The organism is Kiloniella sp. (assembly GCF_048270245.1).
Lineage (GTDB): Bacteria > Pseudomonadota > Alphaproteobacteria > Kiloniellales > Kiloniellaceae > Kiloniella.
This window is the reverse complement of record NZ_JBLWTH010000001.1, coordinates 841,486-866,008: the sequence shown is the minus strand read 5'-3', so window position 1 is coordinate 866,008 and position 24,523 is coordinate 841,486. Positions and strand designations below refer to the sequence as shown.

Genomic DNA, 24,523 nt, shown 5'->3' with positions numbered 1-24,523 from the left:
TAACTGGTTAACAGTTTATTTATGACATTTCTATTAACGACCATTTTTATCTAAATTTGTAAATTTTCACTCTTTGACACATCAATTTTCAACCCCACACTTGACTTTGAATTCAAAAAGTTACAAATATGAGTGATTGCTCACTTATATTTAAATAAGTAAAAACACAAAGTTAGTTTAAATCATCAAAACAATTCGGCACTATGCAGCAAAAGACGATAAAGAGGCGGAGTAGCTAGGGATGTCCCCAGACGATAAAAACAGAGAAGACGAAACTTTGGCAAATCAATCTCAGCCCAAAGAATCTGGTGGTGAAAATCTATTGCATCTTTTGCAAAGTAAACGTTTTCTGCCTCTTTTCCTCACTCAGGCATTGGGGGCTTTAAACGATAACCTTTTTAAAAATGCTCTCGTTGTCTTGATTACTTACAAGATGCTCCACCTGTCACCAGAAGAAGCCAAGGCGATGGTCACCCAGGCTGCGGGCATCTTTATTCTTCCCTTCTTTCTCTTCTCGGCTATCGCAGGTCAAATTGCGGACAAGTTTGAAAAGTCGCGCTTAATTCGCCTTACAAAATACCTTGAAATAATCATTATGGGGCTTGCCAGTTATGGCTTTTTGACGAACTCCCCCGTCTATCTGATGGTCGTCTTGTTCTTAATGGGAACACAGTCAGCCTTCTTTGGCCCCCTTAAATACAGTATTCTTCCTGATCACATGCGTGATGAAGAGCTTATCGGTGCAAACGGGCTGGTCGAAGCAGGAACATTCTTATCCATTTTGATCGGCACAATCATCGGCGGCATTGTAATTATGACAGAGGATGGCTTGATGACTGTCTCCCTCCTCATCATAGCTCTATCCCTGATCGGTCTTATCACGAGCTACTTTATTCCCAAAGCCGAAGCCTCTGAACCAGCCCTAAAAATCAACCCAAACTTTCTTGCAGAAACCTATAATCTGGTTAAACACAGCGCGGGCAATCGCCCTGTATTTCTCTCTATCATGGGAATTTCTTGGTTCTGGTTTTTTGGTGCAACGTTTCTTTCTCTATTCACGCCATTGGCAAAGCAAATTATTGGTGGAAACGAGTTGATCAGCGTTCTCTTTCTCACCATGTTTTCTATCGGTATCGCTCTCGGCTCACTAATATGCAACAAGCTGCTCAAAGGTGAAATCACAGCACGTTACGTTCCCTTTGGCGCTCTGGGGTTATCGCTTTTCAGCTTTGACCTGTATCTCGCATCGAACACCATAACATCCGCGTCATCCTCGTTGATTGGCCTCGCAGAATACTTCCAACGCCCCGAGCTTATCCGGGTTTTGATTGATCTGCTGCTTATCTCTATTAGCGGTGGCCTCTATATCGTACCGCTCTATGCCATTCTTCAACATGAAAGTAGCGAAAGTCACCGGGCAAGGAATATTGCCAGCAACAATATCGTCAATGCCCTGTTTATGGTTGTCTCAGCCATTGGGGCAACGGGCCTGTTCATGCTTGGCTTTACTATTCCTGAAGTGTTCCTGATCGTTGGGATACTCAACCTTTTCGTCGCTCTCTATGTCTGCAAACTCCTGCCCGAAGTTCCAACAAAGCTTTTCTTCAGACTCATACTAAAAATCTGTTTCCGCGTGGAAGTTAGAGGCGAAGAAAACCTTGACGAACTGGGGCCAAAAGCCGTTATCGTCATCAACCATGTTTCCTTCCTTGACGGTGTCCTCCTTGCAGCTTTCTTACCCGGTCGTCCGACCTTTGCGATAGATACCTATGTCGCTCAGCGTTGGTGGGTAAAACCTTTCCTCTCTGTTGTTGATTTCTATCCGATTGACCCGACCAACCCCATGGCAACCAAAACCATGATCAATGTGGTCAAATCCGGAAAACGCTGCGTGATCTTCCCCGAAGGGCGTATTACCGTCACCGGGGGCATGATGAAGATATTCGAAGGCCCCGGCATGATTGCGGATCACGCAGATGCACCTTTGCTGCCTGTGAATATCGAAGGCGCGCAATACACACCCTTCTCACGTCTGAAGGGTAAAATACGCCAACGCTGGTTCCCCAAAATTATTATAACCATTCATCCACCGAAAAAACTTCGCCTCAGTGACGATATTCGCGGCAGAGAACGACGTTCAGCCATCAGTGTTGGGCTCCACGATTTGATGAGCGAAACTGCATTTACCTCGTGCCCACCAGAAGGCGGTCTGTTCAAGAACCTGTTGGATGCCCGTGATATACACGGTGGGGACGCTGCGGTTGTCGAAGACATTCAACGTGCGCCGCTTTCCTACGACAAACTGATAACATCCAGTTTTGTTCTCGGTGACAAGTTTGCCAACTTTACAAAACCGCAAGAGATTGTTGGCCTGTTGCTCCCGAACTCCTCGGCAGCGGCGGTGTCGTTCTTTGCGATACAGGCCATCGGGCGCGTTGGGGCCATGCTCAACTTTACCATGGGCGAAAAGAACCTGCTGTCCTGTTGTAAAACCGCAGAGATCAAAACCATCATCACATCCCGTAAGTTCATCGAACTCGGACGTCTTGATGATTTGGCTGATGCGCTGGGCCGCGAACACAAAATTATCTATCTCGAAGACCTCAAAGAGGAAATCTCCCTCGGCAACAAGCTGTGCGGTTGGGCAAAAAGCCACTTCGCCAGAACATTCCACAATAAATCTGCGCCAGAGAGTAATGATGCAGCTGTCGTACTGTTCACCTCAGGATCAGAAGGTGTGCCAAAGGGCGTCATGCTCAGCCACAACAACCTTCTGTTCAACAGAAGCCAGCTTGCAGCCGTGGTGGATTTCAACTCGACAGATACCGTTTTCAATGCCTTGCCCATTTTCCATTCATTTGGCTTAACAGGCGGCCTTTTGCTGCCCATCCTCTCTGGCATTAAAACTTTCCTCTATCCGTCCCCGCTCCATTACCGCATCGTTCCCGCTCTTGTGTACGATACTAATGCGACTATTGTCTTTGGCACAGATACCTTCCTGACGGGCTATGCCCGTGTCGCCCACCCCTACGACTTCTATTCGGTTCGACATATCTTTGCCGGGGCGGAAAAGGTCAAGGACAGCACCCGAAAAACATGGTCAGAGAAATTCGGCCTGAGAATTCTCGAAGGTTACGGCGCCACAGAAACATCCCCCGTGCTATCCACCAATACCCCGCTTCAATACAAAGCGGGTACGGTCGGACGCTTCCTGCCCGGTATTGAAAGCAGACTGGAACCTGTACCCGGTATCCCCACAGGCGGACGCCTCTTTGTCAAAGGCCCCAATGTCATGAAGGGATACCTACGCGCCGAGGCCCCCGGACAGCTTCAACCACCCGAAGACGGTTGGTACGATACCGGGGACATTGTGGTCATGGACATTGATGGCTTTATCTCTATTCAGGGCCGTGCCAAACGCTTTGCCAAAATAGCAGGCGAGATGGTCTCGCTGACCGCTGCAGAAGATCTCGCCAGCAAAATCTGGCCGGGCTTTATGCACGCCGTCATCACACGCCCGGATGTCAAAAAAGGCGAGCAACTCATCCTCGCCACAGAATGCCCCGACGCCACCCGTGCAACTTTGTTAAAAGAAGCTCAGGACCAAGGCATCAGCGAACTGATGATCCCCCGCGAAATCGAAATTATGGATAAAATCCCCGTCCTCGGCACAGGGAAAACTGATTACCAAACACTTCAAAAGGAGCTCGTGCCTGAAGAAAGCTGAGAAAGAATAGTTGGGATGATATTTTACTCGGATATCGTCCCGCTTAGACGAGCTTTATTAATAAGATATGTTACAAAAGAAGCACAAGCTCCGAACATAAAAGCAGCATCGGTTACATCCACTTCGACCTTACCCTCATGTATAGCATCGCGAATACCCTCTTGGTCACTTGTGTATCCATAAATACTCAAGAAACCCCTTTTTAAAGCAGGGTGTATTGTTATACTTTTCTCTAATGTTGTTAGAGCTGGGCCAAGGCTTTTCGAAGCACTTTCATTTAATCTACGGGCGACAGATTCAACAGCGTGGATGCTCTCACGAACACTTCCTGTAGTGTCACCTCTGTTCAATGCATCCGCTGAATTACGTAGATGAATACGCGCACCATCGAAGCTATTCTTAATTGCAACCTCGAAAGCCTCTTTAATCGCTACCCCCTCTTCTTGCGTCACAATAGGAATGATTGTGGGGCCATCGCTAATCAGAGTGTATGCGGTTCTACTCTTTTCCAAAGACCATTTAATTTTATCATCCAATTCACGAGGACAATCTCCGTGCCTCAGAACAAATGTTAAAAAGTCAAAAACACTATGCAAAGGACCATTAAAAATAAGCGCTTTTACTTCTTCACGATGATAATCAAAATCCGAGCGAAATTCATCAGTGGGAAGGTAATCAATGGTCACATGTTTCTCAAAAAGGATTGTGTTCCATCGCTGATCGAGTTCAATATAATCACCGTAGTTCGCCCCTACAAAATCACCGTAGATAGCATGCCATATCAAACTCCTAGCTTCTTTAGAAAGCTCTCCAATATTTAACAAAGAGGGCAATGGCTCAAGGCCTTCAGCCTGAGAGAATGAAATTTTCGTTCTATCCAACTTATTTTTATCAGTCATAATTCAGAATATAACTTACTTGTTTTTCTTACAACTAAGCAAACATCCTATACGTGAAAAAAGATATTATCACCATTAAACAACAACCATAAAATCTCACAAAAAAACCCGCCGATTGGCGGGCTTTTTCTTTATGGATGTTCAGTAAAGTTACACCATACCAAGAGCGTGCTTATAGACGTCAATAAGCTCTTCCTGCTCCATGCGTTCTTGCTGTTCAAGTTTGCGGAGAGAAACGATCTTGCGCATGATTTTGGTATCGAAACCAAGCGCTTTAGATTCGGCATAGACTTCCTTGATGTCGTCGGCGATGCCTTTTTTCTCTTCTTCCAGACGCTCAACGCGCTCGATAAATCCGCGAAGACGGTCCGCCGTTACACCAGCGATTTCACCTGGCACGGGCGCTGCGCTAGAGGAACTTGTTGTTTCTGTTGCCATATCATCTGACTGGCTGTCGTCAGAAGTATTTTCTTCGTAGCTTGATTCGAAATCGCTCATGCCCGGGGCCCTTTTATAAAATCACGTGTAATGAGTTGTCTCATAAATTGTCTGTGCGGAAATTAGCGCCCTGCTTCTGCTTTGGCAATGCCCCGCAGTAACCAAGGAGACTTTTTTACAAGATGTCTCTCGCTTACCACAGTCTGTTTTAATGGTTGGCTTAACTGACTGGCAAGACTAATCGTGCGCGGGTTTGCTTTTTTCAAAGGCCGCTTTTTGTTCAGCCGTTGCTTCCAATTGGTGCTTCGATTTCCATTCGTCATAGGGCATCCCATAGACGATTTCACGGGCCTGTCCGTAATCCATGGTCTCGCCTTTTCCTTCCGCAGCAGCCATATACCATTTGGACAAGCAATTCCGGCAAAATCCGGCGAGGTTCATCATATCAATATTCTGAACGTCTGTACGATCTTGCAAGTGCGAAACAAGGCGTCTGAACGCCGCTGCTTCCAGTTCCAGTTTGGTTTGCTCGTTCATGATTTTTTTCTCCCAAAACAAGGTATTTCTTTTTGTGCTTATCTTTATAGATAGCACTTTATTTCTTTAAGCGACGGGCAATGCAGAACCTCTTCAAAGGCATTGATCATATGGGTCGTCCACTGATCTATCCCCGCCTGATCTGAAATTAGATCCTGACGAATTTCAATGAGGACATTGGGTAGTCCCCGTCGATCCGCATGCATTTCCATTGTATAGCCATGACCATCCCGGCCAGTGTAGGGCACGTTGTCCCCACAGTTAAAGCCTTGTTGCGTAAAAGTTTCAATCAAGGGCAACGGAATGCGAGGGTCTTGATTCCACAACACGCAGACAGGCCACGGGCGGGCAACACCGGCCATTTCATGGGTCATACTGTGCATGGACACGATAATTGGCACCTGTCCCTGCTCAATCATGTTATCCAGCGTCGTCTGAATTTGATTGTGATAGGGCCAATAAAAAGCATTTAAGCGGGCTTCTCGCTCTGCCTCTGGCATATCCTGATTTGCAGGGATATGACATCCGTCGCTTACCAAAGGCATCAGGGCATCGTTATCCAGTTTGCGGTTTGGGTCGACCAGAAGACGTGAAAAGTTACTGAAAATAGCCCGAGATTTGAAATGTTTAGCAACGCCTTCGGTCACGTCTTTGATACCAATATCATAGGCCACATGCCGGGTCAGATGGTGATCTTCGACACCAAGATTATTGCGGGATTTAGGAATAAAAGATGTCGCGTGATCACAGAGAAAAACAAAAGGGGTTTCAGCATCTTCATTAATAACGCTCACCGGGCTTGGTTCATCCGAAGCCAGAATTTGGATATCCATTATCTTCCTATTACTTTTACCTTAACTCAGGCCTTATGATGAGGCCCTGACTTTACGTCGCTACTCTATGCCCAATACCACTGAACTCAAGGCTTTTATGCCTTCCTCAATATTGTATTGGTTTAGCGTGATTTCCAGAGGAATTTTGCCATCGCATCACCAGCCCACGAACATCAGAGATTACTTTCCCATCACAGCTGAAAGCTTTTGCGTGCAAAATCAGATAAGCTATCTAGCGTCAAAGACAAAAACCGACCAGATTTTTCATCACAACGTCAAAGAAAGGCAGGAATAACAGTTATTCCGAAGGCTTCTCTTGACGAATGCCCCTGTTCATTTCCATAAAGGCATCTCTGGTTTATGACACTTGTTAAGCGAAGGCCCTGTAGATGAACGCGATATCCCCTAAAAAGTTCCTACGAGATCTCTTCCAGGCTGGTCTGGATGCAGCAAATCCCCGATTGGCTGTGCCTGATTACTTACCAAACCCACCCAAGGGAAAAACCGTCGTGATAGGCGCCGGAAAGGCCGCCGCTGCTATGGCCAAAGCTGTCGAAGAAAATTGGGCCGGACCGATCGAAGGCCTTGTCGTAACCCGCTATGACCACGACATGCCCGAGGGCGAAAAGTGCACCCGCATCGAAGTTGTCGAAGCCGCCCACCCTGTACCGGATGCAGCTGGTCGTGAAGCAGCAAAGCGTATCTATGAAATGGTGCAGGGCCTCAGTGCTGATGACCTTGTTCTTTGCCTTATATCCGGCGGTGGCTCATCTTTGTTGGCTCTGCCCGCTGACGGCTTGTCCCTTGAAGACAAACAGACAATCAACAAGGCTTTGTTGAAATCCGGCGCAAACATCATCGAAATGAACACGGTGCGTAAACACCTATCGGCTATTAAAGGCGGACAGCTTGCTGCCGCTGCCGCCCCGGCACAGATGGTTAGCCTTTTGATCTCTGACGTGCCCGGTGATGATCCCGATGTCATCGCATCCGGCCCAACCGTTCCAGACCCCAGCACATTTGCAGACACCCGCGCCATTCTGGCGAAATACGACATTACACCACCTGCATCTGTTGCCACATACTTGGAAAAGGCGGCAAACGAAACACCCAAACCAAATGATCCGGTTTTTGCCAACTGTTCGATGCACATGATTTCCCGCCCGCAGGATTCTCTTGACGCAGCCAAACGTGTTGCTGAAAAGCATGGCTTTACCCCTGTCGTCCTAGGTGATTCAATCGAAGGGGAGGCCCGTGAAGTCGCCAAGGTTATGGCCGCCATTGCAAGGCAGGTCACCAATCACGATCAACCCACACAGGCACCTTGTGTACTGTTATCCGGTGGCGAGACAACCGTCACGGTCAAAGGAAATGGCCGCGGCGGCAGAAATGCAGAGTTCTTGCTCGCTCTTGCTGTTGAGCTTGGTGGCTCCGCAAATATCTATGCTCTAGCATGTGACACCGACGGCATCGACGGCAGTGAAGACAATGCCGGTGCGATCTTGAGCCCTGATACGCTCGAACGAGCTGTTAAACTCGGCATTAATGCCAAAGAACATCTTGCCAATAATGACGGTTATAGCTTTTTTCAGGCTCTTGATGATCTCATCATCACCGGACCAACGCGAACAAACGTCAACGATTTCCGTGCAATTGTCATTATGCCAAAAGACTAAGACCACCGAACAGCGCTATACACACGAAACGAAGCAGGTTGCCTAAAGCGCAACCTGTTTTTTTGCGCGCTTCATATCGACAAAGGATTGTGCACTAAACAAAAAGACCGCGAACCAGATCAGTCCAAAAGAGATGGCATGTACGTTGGTAAAGGCTTCGCCAAAAAGCAGCGTTGCCAACAACAGATTAACGGTTGGGCCAACGTATTGAATCATGCCAATTGTTGAATAGTTCAAGCGTCTTGCAGCGGCAGCAAAACAAACCAGCGGCACGGTTGTAACAACCCCGGCCAGCATCAACAGCAAACTAATGCCTGTGCCACCAGTAATATAAGTGATCTCGTTCTGAACCCCAATCCAGATCAGATAGCCCAAGGCAATAGGTGTGACCATTGCCGTTTCAGCAAAAAGCCCGACCTGTGCCCCCACAGGCAAACGCTTTCTGATAAGTCCATAAAACCCGAATGACATTGCCAACACTAAAGCAATCCATGGGAACTCTCCCCCGATATAAGTAAGATATCCAACAGCCAACGCGGCTAATCCCACCGCGATTCCCTGTAACAGCTTTAGCCGCTCCCCAAGTATGACAACACCAAGAAGTACGTTGACCAAAGGATTGATATAGTAACCCAGACTTGCCTCGACCAAGTGTCCATTGGAAATCGACCAAATGAATACAAGCCAGTTCACCGCAACGAGTACGGCACTTAGCAGCAACCACCCCCAGATCTTGGGCGAACTGAAAGTCTCTTTAATCTCTGACCATCTTTTCCGTGCGAACAGCAAGATAGCAAGAAGAACCAAAGACCAAATCACGCGATGGCTCAGAACCTCTATAGGTCCTGCCGCTTCTATCTGTTTGAAATATAGTGGTGTCAGCCCCCACCATAAAAATGCGGCCAGAGCCAGAAATACGCCCTGAAGAGTGTCACGTGTCATTTTGGAAATCCTAACCAGAGAAGCTCAGACTACTCTGGGTAAATTAACTTTGCCAGACAGATTACACCTCAAGTCCAATTATTTTATAAAATATGCCATAAAATAATTACCAATGTTCTCAGATACTTCTTTATCGGCCCATCGCAATATTCTTTGCGCTAACTCTGATTTTGTTGTGCCAACCAGTTTAAAATTGTTTGATTCGTTTCTTCCGGTTTTTCTTGCTGAATCCAATGACCGCAGTCCAGATTAACCACATCAACATTAGGCACAAAATCGGATAGATTTTCAGACTTCGCGATGGGGTCCCGGTCACCATAAATCATCAGTGCAGGTTGTTGAATGACGGGATCTACATCTGCCAACTGGTGCCAGTTACGGTCAAGGTTCCTGTACCAGTTTATGCTACCTGTGAAACCTGTTCCTTCAAAGGCCGAAACAAAAACGGCAAGATCACTGTCATCCATGATCGGCTCACCCAGAGGCGTTTTTGTTTCAGCAAGATTGATCATCATCATACCCGGTTCAGGTGGGGCTGGAGGGACATTTTTGCGAAACATATTACGCAGAAACTGGAACGTATTATCGTTTAACACAGCATCTGCAACACCCGGTTGTCGGTTGAAGTGAACAAAATAGAAGTCGTCACCAAAAAACTCTTCCATAAACTCGATCCAAGGCTTTTCTCCGCGCTCTTGGTAAGGCAAGGACAGATTTATGACTTTATTTACTCGATCGGGGTGCAACAAAGTCAAACCCCAGACGACCATTGCCCCCCAATCATGACCAACAAAGGTCGCATCTTCGTATCCATAGTGATCAAGAAGTCCAACAAGATCTCCGGTCAGGTGCTGAATATCATAGTCTATTACTTCGCTTGGGCAGGATGAATTGCCATAACCTCGCTGGTTTGGGACGATGACATGGTAACCAGCTGCCGCAAGCGCGGGCATCTGATGACGCCAGGAAAAGGCGTGTTCTGGCCAACCATGACAAAGGATAATTGGGTTTCCCGCATTCTCTTGACCAGCTTCAAAAACTTCCAACTCGACACCGTTAACGGAAACAAAGGTGGGCTTTGGAAAATTGATTGGGATAGACATTGTGTTTCCTTTTAGCTTTTGTCCCAGAGGTTTAGGGATGTGCATTACAATCGCAAACCTTCTTGTGACTTGAATGATCATTGACTAAAACCAAATAGTGACAAATACTGGCACTATTTATTGATAAGCTTATAAAATGAATATTCGCCCCAGACTTGATGCCATTGTGCGTAGCCTTCGCCGCAACGGAACGTCGACAATAGCTGAGTTAGCAGAAGAGGTTGGTGTATCAAGGCGGACAATATTGCGCGATATCAGTACGCTGCGCGACGAAGGTTTTGTCATTCATTCCGAGCCTGGTCGCGGGGGTGGCTTACAACTTGATCCACAATCGGTTCAGACCACCGCGCGGCTCTCGGTTACTGAGATTTTTGCCCTTCTTATCAGCGTCGCATCCATGCGTGCGGCCGGGAACTTACCCTTTTCAGCCCTCGCTGATGCTGGGCTCGCTAAGATAGAAAAAGCCCTGCCATCGGACAAAGTACGCGACTTGCGCCGTTTCCTAGATTGTTTGTACGTCGGACAGCTTTCACCCCAAGTCGACATATCTGATATGAAAGCTATAGAGTCAGCACTGTTGCCCGCATTCGAGACCGCATTTCTTCAACGGCTGCAACTAAGTTTCCGATACCGCGATGCAAAAGGGGCCATAACAACCCGAATTGTTGAACCTCAAGCTATGCTGATCTTACCACCACTGTGGTATTTGGTAGCCTGGGATCCCGCGCGCGAAGATTTCCGCCATTTTCGTATGGACCGCATCAGCAAACCGGAATATCTGGAAGGCACAAGCTTTCGAAGACGACATGTCCCCTTCGAAGATCATGTCTCTCCAGTTCGTAATTTATCAAGGTAACCCTTTGTCGCCTTAAGCGTTATCAATCCAAAATTTCCGGTTTAGGACCGCCTGTGGCCCAATCGAGGAGTTCAACGTTATGGACAACGGGAATATCTGTACCTGAAGATATCTGACACTGGCACCCGATATTTCCAGTGGCAATGATATCCGGTGTCAGTGTTTCAATGTTTTTGACTTTGCGATCCCGGAGCTTCTCGGCCAATTCTGGCTGCATAATGTTATAGGTTCCGGCAGAGCCACAGCACAGATGTCCCTCGGTTACATCGCGCACGACAAAACCCGCCCCGGTTAAAAGCTCTTTTGGTTGCTTAGTGATCTTTTGACCATGCTGAATTGAACATGGGGCGTGGTAGGCAACAATCTTTGCCGGTTGATCGTCCTCCTTATCCACCAGCGCCAAAGGTTCAAGATCTGCAAGGTATTCTGTGATATCTTTTGCAAGATCAGAAACCTTTGCTGCACGTTCCGCCCAATCAGGATCATTTCGGAGCATAAAGCCATAATCTTTGATCGTGGTTCCGCACCCAGACGCATTAGTAATAATAGCATCCAGTCCTTCACCTTCGAGTTCAGTCACCCAGCCTTGAATAGCAGCCTTCATCTGCCGTTCTGCCATTGTCTCTTTGCCCATATGGTGAACAAGCGACCCGCAACAGCCCACGCCCTTGGCAACAACAACTTCGATACCATGCCTTGTTAAAAGCCTAATCGTTGCTTCATTTATAGAAGGCGCAAGAACAGTCTGTGCACAGCCAGACAAAAGTGCCACACGCCCTTTTGTCTCACCAACTGCCTTAAATGTCTGGGGCTGATCGACAACACTTGCAGCGGGGAGTTCCTTTGGCGCAAGATCAACCAGTGCCTTTATCCTTCCAGTGACAAAGTTCTTCATCAGAGGTTTTGTCAAAGAGGCAATGTTCAATGCGCCACGAAACCAGAAGGGCCGAGGAATAAGATAACTCAAAAGATTGCGCAACAACCTTTCAAACAAAGGGCGCTTATAAGTGTGTTCAACATGATTTCGGGCATGATCCACAAGATGCATATAGTTCACCCCCGACGGACAGGTCGTCATACAGGATAGACAAGACAAACAACGGTCCAGATGTTTTGTGACCTCCGCTGTTGCCGCTTCCCCCTCTTCCAACATACCCTTGATTAAATAGATCCGCCCACGAGGGCTATCCAACTCGTCTCCTAGTAAGACATAAGTGGGACAGGTCGCTGTGCAAAATCCACAGTGCACACACTTACGCAGAATGCTTTCAGCCTCTTCAACACTAGGATCAGCCAACTGAGCGAGAGAAAAATTGGTTTGCATTTGTCTCTCCTATAGATCTGCGTATAAGCGGCCAGGGTTTAGAATAGCTTTGGGATCAAAGTTATCCTTTATGCGCTTCATTAGGGCATGCTCTCCTGGGTCAAGAGGATGTTGAGGAGTGGCGGCATCGCCAATATTATGAGGCGACCTGACCAAAGTGGCGTGTCCGCCCATGCTCTTTAATTTATCCCTGAGCACAGAGGCATTCCCATCACCAGTCAGTGACAGCCAAATAAGCCCACCAGCCCAGTCATAATAGTACTCGGCCTGATCCTCTAACTTTAAACTCTTAATAAAGGTACTTCCTTGTGCTGGTGGCAACGATACTCGCCAAACTGATCTCTCGGGTGAAATTGTAAAAACTTCTGCATCACGTAGCTTTTGCCACAAAGGCTTGCTTTCCCGCTCAGCAATCAAACTTCCCGTGTCAAAATCTGTCAAAAGCGATGCCAACTTGTCCGCCCTATAGGTGACTGATGGTCCATGCCCTTCTAGCCTCAACACCGTTATCGCTCGTTTTTTTGTCTCAAAAGAAAGCTTCGAGGAAATAGACTGCGGAATATGTGCTGCCGAAGAAACTTCGCATGAAGAGTTCAAAGCGACTGACATTGCTTTGTTTGCCTGCTCGTCAGTAAGACCGTAAAGGACATAGCTTTTCTCTTCTGGTGGAGCTGGCAATACCTTAATTGTAATATCACTCATCACGGCCAGAGTTCCATGAGCCCCAGCCATAAGCTTCATAAGATCATAACCCGTCACATTCTTGACCACCCGACCACCGGACTTAAATGTTTCTCCCCGCCCAGAAACTCCGGAAAAACCCAAAAAATGATCTCTCGCAGCACCGGCCCTTAGCCGACGCGGGCCAGATAGATTACAAGAAATCATTCCACCAAGCGTTCCGGGATCAGGTTCTCCCTTCAAAAGAGGGCCATAATCCATTGGTTCAAAAGCCATGTACTGTTTATTCTTGATCAACTCTTCTTGAATCTCGACCAACGGTGTCCCTGCCCGTGCCGATAACACGAGTTCTTCTGGTTCATACAGTGTAATACCGGTTAAGGCAGACATGTCCAGTTGATGGTTGGCTTGCACAGAACGCCCAAATGTCTGTTTACTACCAGAGCCGGTAACTTCAATACTCTCTTCTTCGGATAAAGCCCATTTAATGGCTTCTTCCAATTGGTCTGCATTCTCAGGCTTGATATGACTCATAAAACTCTCGTGACGTTTTTTATTATTCGTTTCTGATCGTCTGATTTTATTTCTAGCTGGATGACTCCAGAACAACTCTAGAAGCGTGGGATATCAGGAAAAGGTAACTTACCTTTATGTATATGCATACGTCCTAGCTCGGCACACCTGTGGAGTTCGGGAAAAACCTTCCCTGGGTTCAAAAGTGCCTTACTGTCAAAAGCACACTTCACTCGCAGCTGCTGTTTCAAGTCGATCTCGTTAAACATTTCCGGCATAAGATCGCGTTTTTCCACACCTACGCCGTGTTCACCCGTCAGCACCCCGCCAACCTCAACACAAAGCTTTAAGATATCCGATCCAAAATCCTCGGCCTTTTCCAACTCTCCCGGATTATTAGCATCGTACATAATTAAGGGATGGAGATTGCCGTCCCCTGCATGGAAGACATTGGCAACGCGTAGATCGTAATGCTCACTCATTTCTCGCATACGCTTTAAGACAAGGGGAAGCTTATTACGGGGGATTGTTCCATCCATACAGTAATAATCCGGTGTCAGACGCCCCACTGCGGGGAAAGCGGCTTTACGGCCCGCCCAGAAAAGTTGTCGCTCTTCTTCATTCTGGCTAATACGACTGGTGATCGCCCCGCATTTTTCAGCAATCGCGGATACCTGATCAATCAAATAATCCACTTCAGCCTGCGGGCCATCCAGCTCAACAATAAGCAGCGCTTCAACGTCCAGAGGATATCCTGCATTGACGAATGCTTCCGCGGCTTTAATAGCTGGTTTATCCATCATCTCCATGCCGCCAGGAATAATACCATCAGATATGATGGCTGCAACGCAATCCCCCGCACTTTCCGAGCTGGAAAATCCAAGCAAGAGCGCTCTTGCTGTTTCAGGTTGGGGCAGAATACGAACCGTTACTTCCGTCACAACCCCAAGAAGCCCCTCCGAACCTGTCATTAACCCAAGGAGATCATAGCCGGGACTATCCAGATGCTTCCCCCCAAACCTTAAAATAGTTCCGTCAATCAAAACCATTTCAATGCCCAAAAGATTGTTGGTGGTAAGTCCGTATTTCAGGCAATGAACACCACCCGCATTTTCAGCAACATTACCGCCGATGGAACAGGCAATCTGACTGGAAGGATCTGGGGCATAATAGAACCCGTTGCCCTCTACAGCTTTTGTAATGCCTAGGTTCGTGACCCCCGGCTGAACCACTGCACAACGGTTATCATAATCAACGTCGACAATTTTATTAAATTTGCCCATACACAATAAAATTGCGTCGGCCAAGGGCAAGGCACCACCAGATAGAGAAGTTCCCGAACCACGAGGAACAACTTTAATTCCCTCGGCATGACAATACGCCAGCACCTGACTTACCTGATCAACGGTTTGCGGCAGAACAGCCATTAAAGGAGGTTGGCGATAGGCCGTAAGTCCGTCTGATTCGTATACCTGTAATTCCCGATCACTTAAAATCACGCCTTCGCCGGGAACTATTTCCCTTAAGGCTTCCGCAATCTCATCTCTTTTCGCCACGATCGACTGATCAGGATCAGGCATCTTCATCAGGTTTCTCCAGATTTATTATTAGGCCCATAGCCTCGCTTAACTTTGCGCCAAGAACAAGTGTGGAGATAAAGAGTTTACGTCACAATATTTGCGACAGATCGGAATATTTGAAATTTAGCGATTAAAAAAAGAAAAAACCGCTCTCTCTTTCGAGAGGCGGTTTTTTTCTTAACTTCATTCTGACCAAATCGTCAGAGTGAACAAGATTAGCCCTGACGCGCTTTAAAGCGAGGGTTCTTCTTGTTGATGACATAAACCCGGCCGCGACGACGAACAACACGGCAGTTCTTATCGCGCAGCTTGGCAGTCTTCAGAGAGTTTACAACTTTCATGGTCCTACCTTTGGCAAAAAATGTGCCCGCTGATCGGGCTGTCGAGAAGCCCGGACAATATGTAAGGACCTCTTAGATGTCAACTGCCTGATCAAACAGTGTGAAAACTGAGCGCTTCTATACGCAACTTTTCGGGTAAACAAAAGAGAAAAGAGACTCTTTTTTCGGATTCTTTACCAATCAGACAGCATTTGTGTCTGAGATTGTCTGATTGCAAGGAATCGATAAAGCCTGATCGTTCCGGATTCAAGAGCATGTGTACGACGCGCCCACAGCTCCATTTCGCGGACCAAGACATCTTCCATCTTCCTGTCAACGCCGTTTTCTTTCATCTGGCCCAAGTAATCAGCCCAACCGCTTTTGACCATTTGAAGATAACGATCTGTCATGTCTTCGAAAATTCGACTTTGAACATTACCCGCCGTGAAACCTTGTTCATATTGAAGTTTTGTCCAGACCTGAAGACTGCTTCCTTCACCATCCTTCCAAGACTTCAATATTTCTTCGTCGGGGTCATCATCTACGATAAAATCAGTGAAAAGAAATTGCCCGCCATCTTTCAGCGCACGACAAGTATCTTTAAAAAATTGCTCTTTATTTTGAATTGTATAGAGAGATTCTTTCGAGAATATGCAGTCAAAAGACTTTGGCTTGAACTCAAACTTCTCAGGATCAAAGGCAAGAACGGGTGCTTTTTTTGCCATTCCTGCCATGGTCGAGATTTCCATCCCGGCTTCGACCATTTCGTGTTCACGTTCCATACAGGTCACCCAAACACCAAACTTATCGGACATTGTCCGACCAGCACCACCAAGTCCAGCGCCAATATCCAAAACATTTTTGGAAGGGTCTAAACCGAAAGGTTTAATGAGCTCTTCAATATATTCTTCATCACCCGGGGTAGTGTTTCCTTCACCCCATACGTCTTGAATAAGTTTAATACGTAAATTTTCCCACTCATGACTATCTGCGCGAACGTCATGTTCTTTTATGGCAGGCATGGGTGGCGCTTTTGGCACGATGCGTAATTCATACCCAAACCACCAGGCCTTCAATCTATCAAATAATGATATCTGGCCTTTCATAACCTGTGTGTTGGCTGATTTTGCCATCTAAGCAGTGCTCCTCATGCCCAGAAGGCTAACGTACTTATACTTGAACCACAAACCCGAACACCCTCATCCCTTATTTAACCACTGTATTCGTGGCCGCCCCCAAAGATGTTTTTTTGACGTGATTAACTCACGCATCGTTCTTTATATGAAATTCATTATTACAATAAATATTTATGTAAACATTAATAACAATATTTCTGGATTATGGGCAACCGTCTGTTTGTCCAGGGTCACGTTGAATTGATATCAAAGCCGATATCCGAGGAGTATGAATAGCAGTTCGCGTTATCTGAGTACTCTCTACAATATTATCGAAAATCAACGGTTCATAATCATAGAAAACTTCTGCGATGATAATGTTGTCCAATGGATCAACAATCAGCCCGTTCGGTACAGTTGCTGTTGTCCCGGCAAGCCCCACAGACCCGGAAACGGCCAAGCTCCCTGCCCCACACTGTTTCCAATTCACCTCAGGCGGGTTTGCCCCTGTTCCGCTGACAGAGGAAACGATAATGATCCCGTTTGCCCCCAAATCAAATGGGTGGATAATATAGTCTGCCGCAGTAAAAATTACATCCATCTCAGTCGCAGACATATTTCTGGACTGCGTCACCAAGTCACTGATTTCGGCAGTGAGTCTCAGCACTTTATGCTGTATCCAGATATAACGGCTCATTTCAATGGCGCCGGATAAAATCAACAATAAAATGGGGAGGATAAGGGCGAGTTCAACAAGCGCGACCCCCCCGTCACATTTTTTGAAGCGCCGGAAAAATCTGAAGCATCGAAAAAAAACGCAACGACTATTCAATAACGTTGATCGTAAGGACATCAACACGACGCACCTCCGCCATAGGGCTCGTTTCTGACCGCAACGCTTGCACGTAATTTAACCTTGCCGTTTTCACCAATTAAGTTAGCGACATATCCCGTAATCAACTGGGTTTCATGGACAACAGTGTAGAGAACAACCTCTGACCCGTTTCCTGCACCGTCGAACCCAGCATCTGAATCCCAAGCTCCATTACAATTCAAATCGGTAAAAGTTTCTCCACCATCATAAGCATTATTGCCATTGGCATCCACATAAGGTTCCGGATCACCAATCGCGTCAAAATCTTCATAAACTAAGGTTGTGAGCTCGTCCGCTTTTACCTGAACAAAACCAGCGCCATGAATGTTGATAGTTTCAAGTATCTTTTCTTCTTTGGTCACGCCAGGTTCTAAATTACCCGTAACACCGTATCGTGCCGCTTCTCGTAATCCACCCTCTAACAGTATTGTTGCAAAATACACCCCCCCCAGATCAAAGACGCCCAGAACAAGCGTCAGGAAAATGGGCAACCCAAGAGCATACTCCAAAGCAACTGCGCCCCTGTCACACTTCCTGAATTTTTTAAAGCGGCATTTCCCAAAAAGAGATCGAATAAGAGTCATTTTGATATTCTGAGTTCAGATAGTTCAGTGCCAATTTTTTCAAAAGCTTTTTCCAGTTCAGCTGCGCTATCAGCCTTAAAATAATAGGGTGCGGTCGTGGCACTCGCGACACTTTTCATCAGGTTAGTTTCAACGTGGTACTCGACAACATATATATCAACACCTGTTGCCTTTATCTGCGCAGCAACGGCTGACAATCGGGCGTCCATCTCGGATACATTAAGATCACCCCTGTATGCATCGCGGTAAGAACTGGTATTCAGGCCATCTGTCATAATCACAATCGCACGACGAAGATTACTCTTAGTGCTTGCTTGGTTGTACGGTTCCCCTGGCATTAAAGCACGCCAAGCCCAAACCAGACCTTGAGCAATTGTCGTTGTACCTGTGGGACTAGACAGTTCATCAATAGCAGCTATCGCATGACTTTTTGTTCCAGATAACTTTGAAATTCCCCAAGCTGGACAGCTGACAGTATACAAGTAGCCATTACTAGGATTCACCACCCTTCGAGGCATTGGTTCCCAAGCTTCCCAGGTCACACCACCAACGTCAGCATCATATAAAAGATGATCAGCATCATCATCGTTGCTGTTATCAGTATAGCGGGCATAGGCACAACCACGCCAATCACTATCAGGCTCTGTAATAAAGGGAACGGGAGAGTTATTGGTATACCAGTACCCACCCGTAAATGTGTTCAAAGCAGAATCGTAGCTCACACCACGTTCTGCCACATTCACAGCAGCAGACCAAGGCACCAATCCAACCTGGAGATTCTCACTTTCGGTCTCATTACCAAATAATTTATTAACAAGAATTTCAGCGGCATCCTTGGCCGAACTCAACCGGGATCCAGACCCGTCGGAACTTCCCATTGATCCTGTCGTGTCAATGGAAACCACCACATCCAAGGGTGTAATAAGCCGCGTGACCTCTGAACTGGCCGCCACAGACATTGTCTCTTCCCCCAGAACACTCATTAATGTTGTATTCAAAACAGCAGATGCTGAGACCGTCACTTTGGTGCCATTGTCACTAATGATAGGAGTTGCCAGCGTAACATCAACATTCATAAAATCACTTGGAAAATTGGCATCAAAGTACTTGGTAAATTCAGCTTGTAGCTTAACAACGTTGTCTGCGTAGGGTGCCGCCGCCAATGCCGATGCATCCAGAGCTTGGCTTAAACGCGCTTTGACCACATAACCGCGCCCGACATCCACCCCCAAACCAACCATGGCAATGAGCGGCACAACAACCACACCAAAATTTACAAATATAGATCCCTTTTCACAGGCATAGCATGCACCGGCCACCTGCTTGATGCGCAGAGCAAGGTTCACAAGTCTTGTTATTGCCGCTGAAAAAGATGTCATTACTAGCTCACCCTAATGATTTGAGCCCCGTGCGATTACCTGAATCTCTTTTGATGGCATCGCTCGTTCCACTAAAATTCAATTAGCTCACCATGCACTTCTACCAAGTCACAATTAAAAAAAGATTAACTCTAACCCATTATAAAAAAACAATAATTTAGGTAAAATTTGAGATTTATTTCTATATAAAAATAAACTCTGTAATAACAAGCCTCTACCGAACAAAAGCAACTGTTTTGAAATTAAACTTCAATGACAATTATTTTCAGCCTGTGTAATACAACACGAAATATCCGATGCATTTCCAAGCATATCCCCCTAATAAGGTAAGAGAAACAAACAACGATTTCTCTGATGGAACTTTATCTCTTTCTTATCATCGCCCTTGCTGGCTCTTTAGTATCAGCCGTCTTTGGGCTAGGCAGCGGCTTCATTGTTCTTTCCATCGGTTCACTATTTATTCCTATCAAAGACTGTATTGCCCTGACAACTATCCTGTTCATGGCGTCGACCTTCACAAAAACAATCCTGTACCGTCAGCATATAAACTGGCGGCTTTCAGCAACTATAGCGATCGGAAGCATTCCCTTTTCCTGGCTAGGAGCAGAGACGCTCGCTTCTATTGATCCGGAACCATTGCGGCCTCTTCTCGCTGGTTTTATCATCTTAAGCATTATTATTAGCGCTTTTGGTCTTAAATTATCCCTTCCACAAAGAACATCTTTCGCCCTGATCGTTGCTGCTTTTTATGGATATGTCTCAGGGTTACTTAGCAGTGGAAACCCCATCAAAGCGTTAGCGCTGGATCGCATGGGATTTGAAAAACAATCTTTTATCGGTGTTATGGCGACGACCGCCCTAGGGGTAAACCTTATCAAGCTAATCAGCTATTCCAGTAATAACATTCTGCGACCAGAACATTATCCTATTGGTACAGCCTTGATAATGATCGCCATATTGTCGGCTTTGACAGGCAGGAAGCTAATTGGCAAAATTGAAGACCAAAGATATAAACATGGTCTATCTATTATCCTCGTTTTCTCTGCGATAACTTTGTTATTTAAATAGCCTTCTTAAGAACTAGGCAAAAGAAAACCCCAAGGTTTCCCTTGAGGTTTTCATGGTGGGCGTAACTGGGATTGAACCAGTGACCCCTTCGATGTCAACGAAGTGCTCTCCCGCTGAGCTATACGCCCTATATCCGAAAAATCGTTTGATAAATACGCAATATTCGGTGAGACAGGGAAGTATCAAACTGCCAAATGTTTGACAAGCCCTTTCGCAAAAGTTTTCGCTTACAAAACCACTTTATTTACTTCATCAATCAAATCTCTGAGATGAAATGGCTTGGACAAAACGATATCACTTTTGAATGAAGGGTCTTTTTCCTCCATCAAAATTCCAGAAAAGCCTGTAATAAACATAATCTTGATCTCTGGCTGATGGTAACGGGCGATTTTAGCTAGCTCCAAGCCCCCTTTTTCCGGCATGACAACATCAGTCAAAACCAAATCAAACCGATGAAAAGATAATGTTTCTTCTGCTTCTTGCCCATTCGAGGCCGAAATTACATTATGCCCCGCTCTCTCCAATGCGCGGCACAGGTAATAACGTAGGTTATCGTCATCTTCTGCAAGAAGAATGTCAGCCATCAGAAACGGTAAATCAATCGAATAAAGTTCAAAAAAATGCTCGACACTTCATTATCATAGCATCAAGAATAGGTATAAGCTTATACATCATTTTACAGCCCACAATCAAAAGAGCGTTATGAGAACGATCCGTCACACGACTAAATCTTCATCCATGTTATTCATTGGACTATTGACGACGATATCATGACCTATGATGTGAATGAAATGGGTGACAAAAATTCGACACCGCAAAACAATCGAATTGAGAATGACGAACAAGGCTCGATCAGAGAAACAGAATCCTATCGTTTGCACCTTCCAAAACAGCATATTTTGCCAGTCGTTTTGTCTTCACCCCACAGCGGAAATCACTATCCGGAAGCTTTTGTAGAAGGCTCTAAGCTGGATATTCATAACCTGCGCCGCTCGGAAGATTCTTTTGTTGACGAACTATTTCAAAACGCCCCTAAACTCGGGGCACCTTTACTTTGTGCACTTTTCCCGCGTGCTTTCGTAGATGCAAACAGAGAACCCTTTGAACTTGACCCACATATGTTCGAAGATGAGCTACCCAGTTATGTAAATACAAACTCGCCCCGCGTTGCCGTTGGATTGGGAACCATTGCCCGCAACGTCACCAGCGAAACACAGATCTACAAAGACAAATTGACCTTTGCCGAGGCGAAAGAACGTATAGAACGATTTTACTGGCCTTATCATAAAGTACTTCGTCAGCTCGTGGATGCGACAAAGCGCAAATTTGGGTACTGCATTCTGATTGATTGCCATTCCATGCCCAAACTGACAACACAGGCCAATGCAATAAGTTCTCGCCCATCACCCGTCCATTTTGTTCTGGGGGACCGCTTCGGCAAAGCCGGATCAAGAATCATCACAAAAACCGTTGAGGATATTCTAGAACAGAATTTATACCGCGTCCTTAATAACAATCCCTACCCCGGTGGTTTCATCACCCAGCATTATGGCGAACCCGCTCTGGGTATTAACTGTCTTCAGATAGAGATATCCCGTACTCTATACATGGACGAAGAGAAGATTGAACGCAGGCAAGAATTTGATGATATCGCCTCATTAATGGACGATCTCATTATTGCTATCGGCTCCATCAAACAAAGCGACCTCGATTATTAGAACAGGTTGATCTTCTATTACCCAAACGTTGAAGATGATCACCTTTCACACTGCTATTCTTCGAAAGCAGCTTAGGGAGAGGCCTGTAGAGGTAGAAATGTTCAGGTAAATATTGCCGTTTTACACGTTTATATGGTTAAGCACTTATTAATAAAAAATCTTCTTCCCCAAAAAGAACTGACTTCTCGTTCTCCCCCCCAAAAAAGCCCCACATCCAGGCAAGACACTGTTATCAAAAAAATAACTCTAATTACGTACGAAATACCATCATAGAAAATAGACCATTGCTGACTTCAAGACTATGAACCAGAGTCAAATCCAATTTACCAGAACATAACTGGCCTCAAAATTGCTTGTTATAATTTCAAGAGTAATGAAAATTGGAGGAGAAAATGTTCGATTATGAGAGACGTCAAGATTTTCTAATTCGCAAGAACCAAGAGCCAGTTAAAATTTTGGCCTTAAAAGAAGAGAATGTCGGTAAATTTATCAATCGCATAACACGTAAATTTCCAAATGAAAGTTGGGAGATTTTACCGAGAATGCTGCCCATTCAAACTGACTAAAAACGAACCTGGCGAAAATTGCATAACGCAAACGATCACCAGACAAATTGAATAAAACAAGGAAAGGAGCAAAAGATCATGCCAAGTAATCCGCTATACTATCTAGCCTTGGCTATTGGTATCCTTCTATCAACCAACGCTTTTGCCCAATCCATGAGTGCGAAAAACAACAGTGATATTTGTGCCGATATCATCACAGAAACAGAGATCGAAAAAAGAATTCCCCTGCATTTGTTACGTGCTATTTCTTTAGTTGAATCGGGCAAATGGGACAAGGAAAAGGGTAGCCGAGTGGCATGGCCCTGGACTGTTATGGCAGAAGGGAAAGGGCGATACCTTCCTACCAAACAAGCCGCAATTGCTGAGGTAAAAAAACTCAAATCTAAAGGCGTCAAGAATATCGACGTCGGCTGCATGCAGGTTAATTTGTACCACCATGCCAAAGCTTTCAAATCATTGGAGGCTGCTTTCGATCCCCACACAAACGTAGCCTACGCGGCTAAATTTCTTGTTGAACTGCGCGGAAAATCCCCGTCATGGACATCAGCTGTTGGCAGGTATCATTCTTACAACCAGAAATACAGCACCCCTTATCGCCGTAAAGTATTAACGGCCTGGCGCGACGAGAAACACCGTATAAATAAAGAACTCCGCCTCGCAGCACTTGAAAAAAGAGCCCAAGAGAAGATTGCCCGGCAACAAAAGAAAAACACTCCCCTCGCAGAAAACCACGCTAGAAATCCTGGCGGCGTTGAAGTATCTCATTTAAAGCCAACAGGATCGACGCCGACACTTGGTGTTGACCTTCCCAAAACGAGTTCGCGTAAAAAGGCACCCTCGGCAACACTCTCATTGGAAAAGCTTGTCCTGACAGAAAACGTAGAAAGTGCTTCACAAAAACCCGTTACAACAAAAATAATCGGGCGCTCAATAGCCACGAGGATTCTTTTTAAAAAATTTGAAACCAATTCATAGAAATTCTGCCAGACTTAATGGCGACTGAAACACCAGATTCAATCAATTGACATACCCCATTCCAGTAAAGTAGCTTTACTTTAAATCGCGAGGTTCCCCCTATGGGATGAAAAGGGAATTTGGTGAAGTCTGTAAGACTGACTCCAAAGCTGCCCCCGCAACTGTAAGTGATGAGATATTATCTTATGACCCACTGGCCTACATAAGGCTGGGAAGGACGGATAGATATCGTTGATCCACGAGCCAGGAGACCTGCCATCGCATTTATCAACCATTAACCCGGGCGGGGTGCACCGGAGGAGAAAATGCAATGACGAGTCACGCCTCTACACTATCTTTCGCTTGTGCGACAGTTCCTTCTAATTCCACAAATGATCCTAAATCTATTATTCATCAGATGCTTATGATGGATGAAGAAACCAACACGCCACCAGAAGACATTATCCTGGCTTGGGTTTTGAGTCTCCCAAATGAGATCGACCCTGCTTTAGCAGCCATTCAGTTATTGTCACATTATGAAGACATCATTGATCAGACAAATAACAGCTCTGCAAAAACCATTATGTTTCTGAAGCAAACAGCTGAGTTTCCAAGATCACGGCTGGCAGCGACTACACGCCGGGGATCAAAATACCGGCGCAGACTACATTCTTGACCTGTTCCAAATCAATCACGTTGATATATCTTTCAAAGGCTCATGTTTCTATGTGCCACTTATCGTGATTAAACCAAGGAAAAAATAAAAGTACGATAACGGTAGTGCATGGGATATAAGACAATTCCTTTATCCCATTCTCTCCACATCAAAGTACCGA

Annotated in this window: 23 protein-coding genes, 1 tRNA gene and 1 riboswitch; of the genes, 8 read left to right on the top strand and 16 right to left on the bottom strand. The window is 45.9% G+C overall.

The genetic code is table 11. The features are described 5' to 3' along the window. Positions 1–241: 241 nt before the first annotated feature. The gene (locus ACN0W5_RS04095; protein ID WP_417452946.1) at positions 242–3,727 is read left to right on the top strand and encodes an acyl-[ACP]--phospholipid O-acyltransferase; all 3,486 of its coding nucleotides are present in this window, start codon (positions 242–244) and stop codon (positions 3,725–3,727) included. A gap of 23 nt (positions 3,728–3,750) precedes the next feature. On the opposite strand, the gene ACN0W5_RS04090 is transcribed toward ACN0W5_RS04095, so the two are convergent. From ACN0W5_RS04090 to ACN0W5_RS04075, 4 genes are all read right to left on the bottom strand, one after another. After that, positions 3,751–4,626 carry an AbiJ-NTD4 domain-containing protein gene (locus ACN0W5_RS04090; RefSeq protein ID WP_417452945.1) on the bottom strand — a complete coding sequence of 292 codons (876 nt, stop codon included), beginning with the start codon at positions 4,624–4,626 and terminating at the stop codon, positions 3,751–3,753. Between the two features lie 150 nt (positions 4,627–4,776). Beyond that, the gene (locus ACN0W5_RS04085; RefSeq protein ID WP_417452944.1) at positions 4,777–5,124 is read right to left on the bottom strand and encodes a DUF2312 domain-containing protein; all 348 of its coding nucleotides are present in this window, start codon (positions 5,122–5,124) and stop codon (positions 4,777–4,779) included. 177 nt (positions 5,125–5,301) lie between these two features. Then, a complete protein-coding gene (locus tag ACN0W5_RS04080; protein WP_417452943.1) occupies positions 5,302–5,601 on the bottom strand; it encodes a DUF1244 domain-containing protein in 300 nt (99 codons plus the stop codon). 44 nt (positions 5,602–5,645) lie between these two features. After that, positions 5,646–6,434 (bottom strand): N-formylglutamate amidohydrolase, encoded by a 789-nt coding sequence (locus ACN0W5_RS04075; RefSeq protein WP_417452942.1) that lies wholly within the window; start codon positions 6,432–6,434, stop codon positions 5,646–5,648. Positions 6,435–6,823: 389 nt separating this feature from the next. Between ACN0W5_RS04075 and ACN0W5_RS04070 the strand changes: the two genes are divergently transcribed. After that, positions 6,824–8,110 carry a glycerate kinase type-2 family protein gene (locus ACN0W5_RS04070; protein ID WP_417452941.1) on the top strand — a complete coding sequence of 429 codons (1,287 nt, stop codon included), beginning with the start codon at positions 6,824–6,826 and terminating at the stop codon, positions 8,108–8,110. Between the two features lie 42 nt (positions 8,111–8,152). On the opposite strand, the gene rarD is transcribed toward ACN0W5_RS04070, so the two are convergent. Both rarD and ACN0W5_RS04060 read right to left on the bottom strand, forming a co-directional pair. Further along, a complete protein-coding gene (gene rarD, locus ACN0W5_RS04065) occupies positions 8,153–9,052 on the bottom strand; it encodes an EamA family transporter RarD (RefSeq protein ID WP_417452940.1) in 900 nt (299 codons plus the stop codon). 158 nt (positions 9,053–9,210) lie between these two features. After that, positions 9,211–10,155, bottom strand: a complete 945-nt coding sequence (locus tag ACN0W5_RS04060; RefSeq protein WP_417452939.1) for an alpha/beta fold hydrolase — start codon at positions 10,153–10,155, stop codon at positions 9,211–9,213. A gap of 136 nt (positions 10,156–10,291) precedes the next feature. Between ACN0W5_RS04060 and ACN0W5_RS04055 the strand changes: the two genes are divergently transcribed. Next, positions 10,292–11,011, top strand: coding sequence for a helix-turn-helix transcriptional regulator (locus tag ACN0W5_RS04055; RefSeq protein WP_417452938.1), 720 nt, complete (start codon positions 10,292–10,294; stop codon positions 11,009–11,011). Positions 11,012–11,033: 22 nt separating this feature from the next. On the opposite strand, the gene glcF is transcribed toward ACN0W5_RS04055, so the two are convergent. From glcF to ACN0W5_RS04015, 8 genes are all read right to left on the bottom strand, one after another. Next, positions 11,034–12,335: a glycolate oxidase subunit GlcF gene (gene glcF, locus ACN0W5_RS04050; RefSeq protein ID WP_417452937.1), complete on the bottom strand. Its 1,302-nt coding sequence runs from the start codon at positions 12,333–12,335 to the stop codon at positions 11,034–11,036. Between the two features lie 9 nt (positions 12,336–12,344). Further along, positions 12,345–13,550 (bottom strand): glycolate oxidase subunit GlcE, encoded by a 1,206-nt coding sequence (gene glcE, locus ACN0W5_RS04045; RefSeq protein ID WP_417452936.1) that lies wholly within the window; start codon positions 13,548–13,550, stop codon positions 12,345–12,347. A gap of 77 nt (positions 13,551–13,627) precedes the next feature. After that, positions 13,628–15,115 carry an FAD-linked oxidase C-terminal domain-containing protein gene (locus tag ACN0W5_RS04040; protein WP_417452935.1) on the bottom strand — a complete coding sequence of 496 codons (1,488 nt, stop codon included), beginning with the start codon at positions 15,113–15,115 and terminating at the stop codon, positions 13,628–13,630. A gap of 209 nt (positions 15,116–15,324) precedes the next feature. Next, positions 15,325–15,450 (bottom strand): type B 50S ribosomal protein L36, encoded by a 126-nt coding sequence (gene ykgO, locus ACN0W5_RS04035; RefSeq protein ID WP_046503444.1) that lies wholly within the window; start codon positions 15,448–15,450, stop codon positions 15,325–15,327. A gap of 173 nt (positions 15,451–15,623) precedes the next feature. After that, positions 15,624–16,562 (bottom strand): class I SAM-dependent methyltransferase, encoded by a 939-nt coding sequence (locus ACN0W5_RS04030; protein ID WP_417452934.1) that lies wholly within the window; start codon positions 16,560–16,562, stop codon positions 15,624–15,626. Between the two features lie 205 nt (positions 16,563–16,767). Next, positions 16,768–17,397, bottom strand: a complete 630-nt coding sequence (locus tag ACN0W5_RS04025) for a TadE/TadG family type IV pilus assembly protein (RefSeq protein ID WP_417452933.1) — start codon at positions 17,395–17,397, stop codon at positions 16,768–16,770. Further along, positions 17,397–18,002 carry a TadE/TadG family type IV pilus assembly protein gene (locus ACN0W5_RS04020; RefSeq protein ID WP_417452932.1) on the bottom strand — a complete coding sequence of 202 codons (606 nt, stop codon included), beginning with the start codon at positions 18,000–18,002 and terminating at the stop codon, positions 17,397–17,399. The genes ACN0W5_RS04025 and ACN0W5_RS04020 overlap by 1 nt, the downstream gene beginning before the upstream one ends. After that, positions 17,999–19,381 (bottom strand): pilus assembly protein TadG-related protein, encoded by a 1,383-nt coding sequence (locus ACN0W5_RS04015; protein ID WP_417452931.1) that lies wholly within the window; start codon positions 19,379–19,381, stop codon positions 17,999–18,001. Before ACN0W5_RS04015 ends, ACN0W5_RS04020 begins: the two co-directional genes overlap by 4 nt. Before the next feature lie 354 nt (positions 19,382–19,735). Here ACN0W5_RS04015 and ACN0W5_RS04010 point away from each other — a divergent pair, with 354 nt between their 5' ends. Continuing rightward, complete coding sequence (locus ACN0W5_RS04010; RefSeq protein WP_417452930.1) at positions 19,736–20,449, top strand: sulfite exporter TauE/SafE family protein; 714 nt, start codon at positions 19,736–19,738, stop codon at positions 20,447–20,449. A gap of 53 nt (positions 20,450–20,502) precedes the next feature. Here the strand turns inward: ACN0W5_RS04010 and ACN0W5_RS04005 are convergent. Then, positions 20,503–20,577: transfer RNA gene (locus tag ACN0W5_RS04005), tRNA-Val, on the bottom strand. Positions 20,578–20,676: 99 nt separating this feature from the next. Beyond that, positions 20,677–21,033: a response regulator gene (locus ACN0W5_RS04000; RefSeq protein WP_417452929.1), complete on the bottom strand. Its 357-nt coding sequence runs from the start codon at positions 21,031–21,033 to the stop codon at positions 20,677–20,679. Positions 21,034–21,219: 186 nt separating this feature from the next. Between ACN0W5_RS04000 and ACN0W5_RS03995 the strand changes: the two genes are divergently transcribed. The 4 genes from ACN0W5_RS03995 (at position 21,220) to ACN0W5_RS03980 (ending at position 24,363) form a co-directional block, all read left to right on the top strand. Continuing rightward, on the top strand, positions 21,220–22,167 hold the full coding sequence (locus ACN0W5_RS03995; RefSeq protein ID WP_417452928.1) for an N-formylglutamate amidohydrolase: 948 nt from the start codon (positions 21,220–21,222) through the stop codon (positions 22,165–22,167). A gap of 392 nt (positions 22,168–22,559) precedes the next feature. Further along, positions 22,560–22,733: a hypothetical protein gene (locus tag ACN0W5_RS03990; RefSeq protein ID WP_417452927.1), complete on the top strand. Its 174-nt coding sequence runs from the start codon at positions 22,560–22,562 to the stop codon at positions 22,731–22,733. A 78-nt stretch (positions 22,734–22,811) separates the two neighbouring features. Further along, the gene (locus ACN0W5_RS03985; RefSeq protein WP_417452926.1) at positions 22,812–23,708 is read left to right on the top strand and encodes a transglycosylase SLT domain-containing protein; all 897 of its coding nucleotides are present in this window, start codon (positions 22,812–22,814) and stop codon (positions 23,706–23,708) included. A gap of 74 nt (positions 23,709–23,782) precedes the next feature. Further along, positions 23,783–23,983: riboswitch (cobalamin riboswitch) on the top strand. A gap of 35 nt (positions 23,984–24,018) precedes the next feature. Then, complete coding sequence (locus ACN0W5_RS03980; RefSeq protein WP_417452925.1) at positions 24,019–24,363, top strand: hypothetical protein; 345 nt, start codon at positions 24,019–24,021, stop codon at positions 24,361–24,363. Positions 24,364–24,523: the final 160 nt, after the last annotated feature.

Coding starts and splice junctions, on each gene's coding strand:
- ACN0W5_RS04080 (WP_417452943.1), bottom strand. CDS start 5,601: ATGAACGAGCAAACCAAACTGGAACTGGAAGCAGCGGCGTTCAGACGC.
- rarD (WP_417452940.1), bottom strand. CDS start 9,052: ATGACACGTGACACTCTTCAGGGCGTATTTCTGGCTCTGGCCGCATTT.
- ACN0W5_RS04070 (WP_417452941.1), top strand. CDS start 6,824: ATGAACGCGATATCCCCTAAAAAGTTCCTACGAGATCTCTTCCAGGCT.
- ACN0W5_RS03980 (WP_417452925.1), top strand. CDS start 24,019: ATGACGAGTCACGCCTCTACACTATCTTTCGCTTGTGCGACAGTTCCT.
- ACN0W5_RS04010 (WP_417452930.1), top strand. CDS start 19,736: ATGGAACTTTATCTCTTTCTTATCATCGCCCTTGCTGGCTCTTTAGTA.
- ACN0W5_RS04020 (WP_417452932.1), bottom strand. CDS start 18,002: ATGACTCTTATTCGATCTCTTTTTGGGAAATGCCGCTTTAAAAAATTC.
- ACN0W5_RS04095 (WP_417452946.1), top strand. CDS start 242: ATGTCCCCAGACGATAAAAACAGAGAAGACGAAACTTTGGCAAATCAA.
- ACN0W5_RS04000 (WP_417452929.1), bottom strand. CDS start 21,033: ATGGCTGACATTCTTCTTGCAGAAGATGACGATAACCTACGTTATTAC.
- ACN0W5_RS04025 (WP_417452933.1), bottom strand. CDS start 17,397: ATGTCCTTACGATCAACGTTATTGAATAGTCGTTGCGTTTTTTTTCGA.
- ACN0W5_RS04060 (WP_417452939.1), bottom strand. CDS start 10,155: ATGTCTATCCCAATCAATTTTCCAAAGCCCACCTTTGTTTCCGTTAAC.
- ACN0W5_RS03995 (WP_417452928.1), top strand. CDS start 21,220: ATGACCTATGATGTGAATGAAATGGGTGACAAAAATTCGACACCGCAA.
- ACN0W5_RS03990 (WP_417452927.1), top strand. CDS start 22,560: ATGTTCGATTATGAGAGACGTCAAGATTTTCTAATTCGCAAGAACCAA.
- ykgO (WP_046503444.1), bottom strand. CDS start 15,450: ATGAAAGTTGTAAACTCTCTGAAGACTGCCAAGCTGCGCGATAAGAAC.
- glcF (WP_417452937.1), bottom strand. CDS start 12,335: ATGCAAACCAATTTTTCTCTCGCTCAGTTGGCTGATCCTAGTGTTGAA.
- ACN0W5_RS04075 (WP_417452942.1), bottom strand. CDS start 6,434: ATGGATATCCAAATTCTGGCTTCGGATGAACCAAGCCCGGTGAGCGTT.
- glcE (WP_417452936.1), bottom strand. CDS start 13,550: ATGAGTCATATCAAGCCTGAGAATGCAGACCAATTGGAAGAAGCCATT.
- ACN0W5_RS04040 (WP_417452935.1), bottom strand. CDS start 15,115: ATGAAGATGCCTGATCCTGATCAGTCGATCGTGGCGAAAAGAGATGAG.
- ACN0W5_RS03985 (WP_417452926.1), top strand. CDS start 22,812: ATGCCAAGTAATCCGCTATACTATCTAGCCTTGGCTATTGGTATCCTT.
- ACN0W5_RS04055 (WP_417452938.1), top strand. CDS start 10,292: ATGAATATTCGCCCCAGACTTGATGCCATTGTGCGTAGCCTTCGCCGC.
- ACN0W5_RS04085 (WP_417452944.1), bottom strand. CDS start 5,124: ATGAGCGATTTCGAATCAAGCTACGAAGAAAATACTTCTGACGACAGC.
- ACN0W5_RS04030 (WP_417452934.1), bottom strand. CDS start 16,562: ATGGCAAAATCAGCCAACACACAGGTTATGAAAGGCCAGATATCATTA.
- ACN0W5_RS04015 (WP_417452931.1), bottom strand. CDS start 19,381: ATGACATCTTTTTCAGCGGCAATAACAAGACTTGTGAACCTTGCTCTG.
- ACN0W5_RS04090 (WP_417452945.1), bottom strand. CDS start 4,626: ATGACTGATAAAAATAAGTTGGATAGAACGAAAATTTCATTCTCTCAG.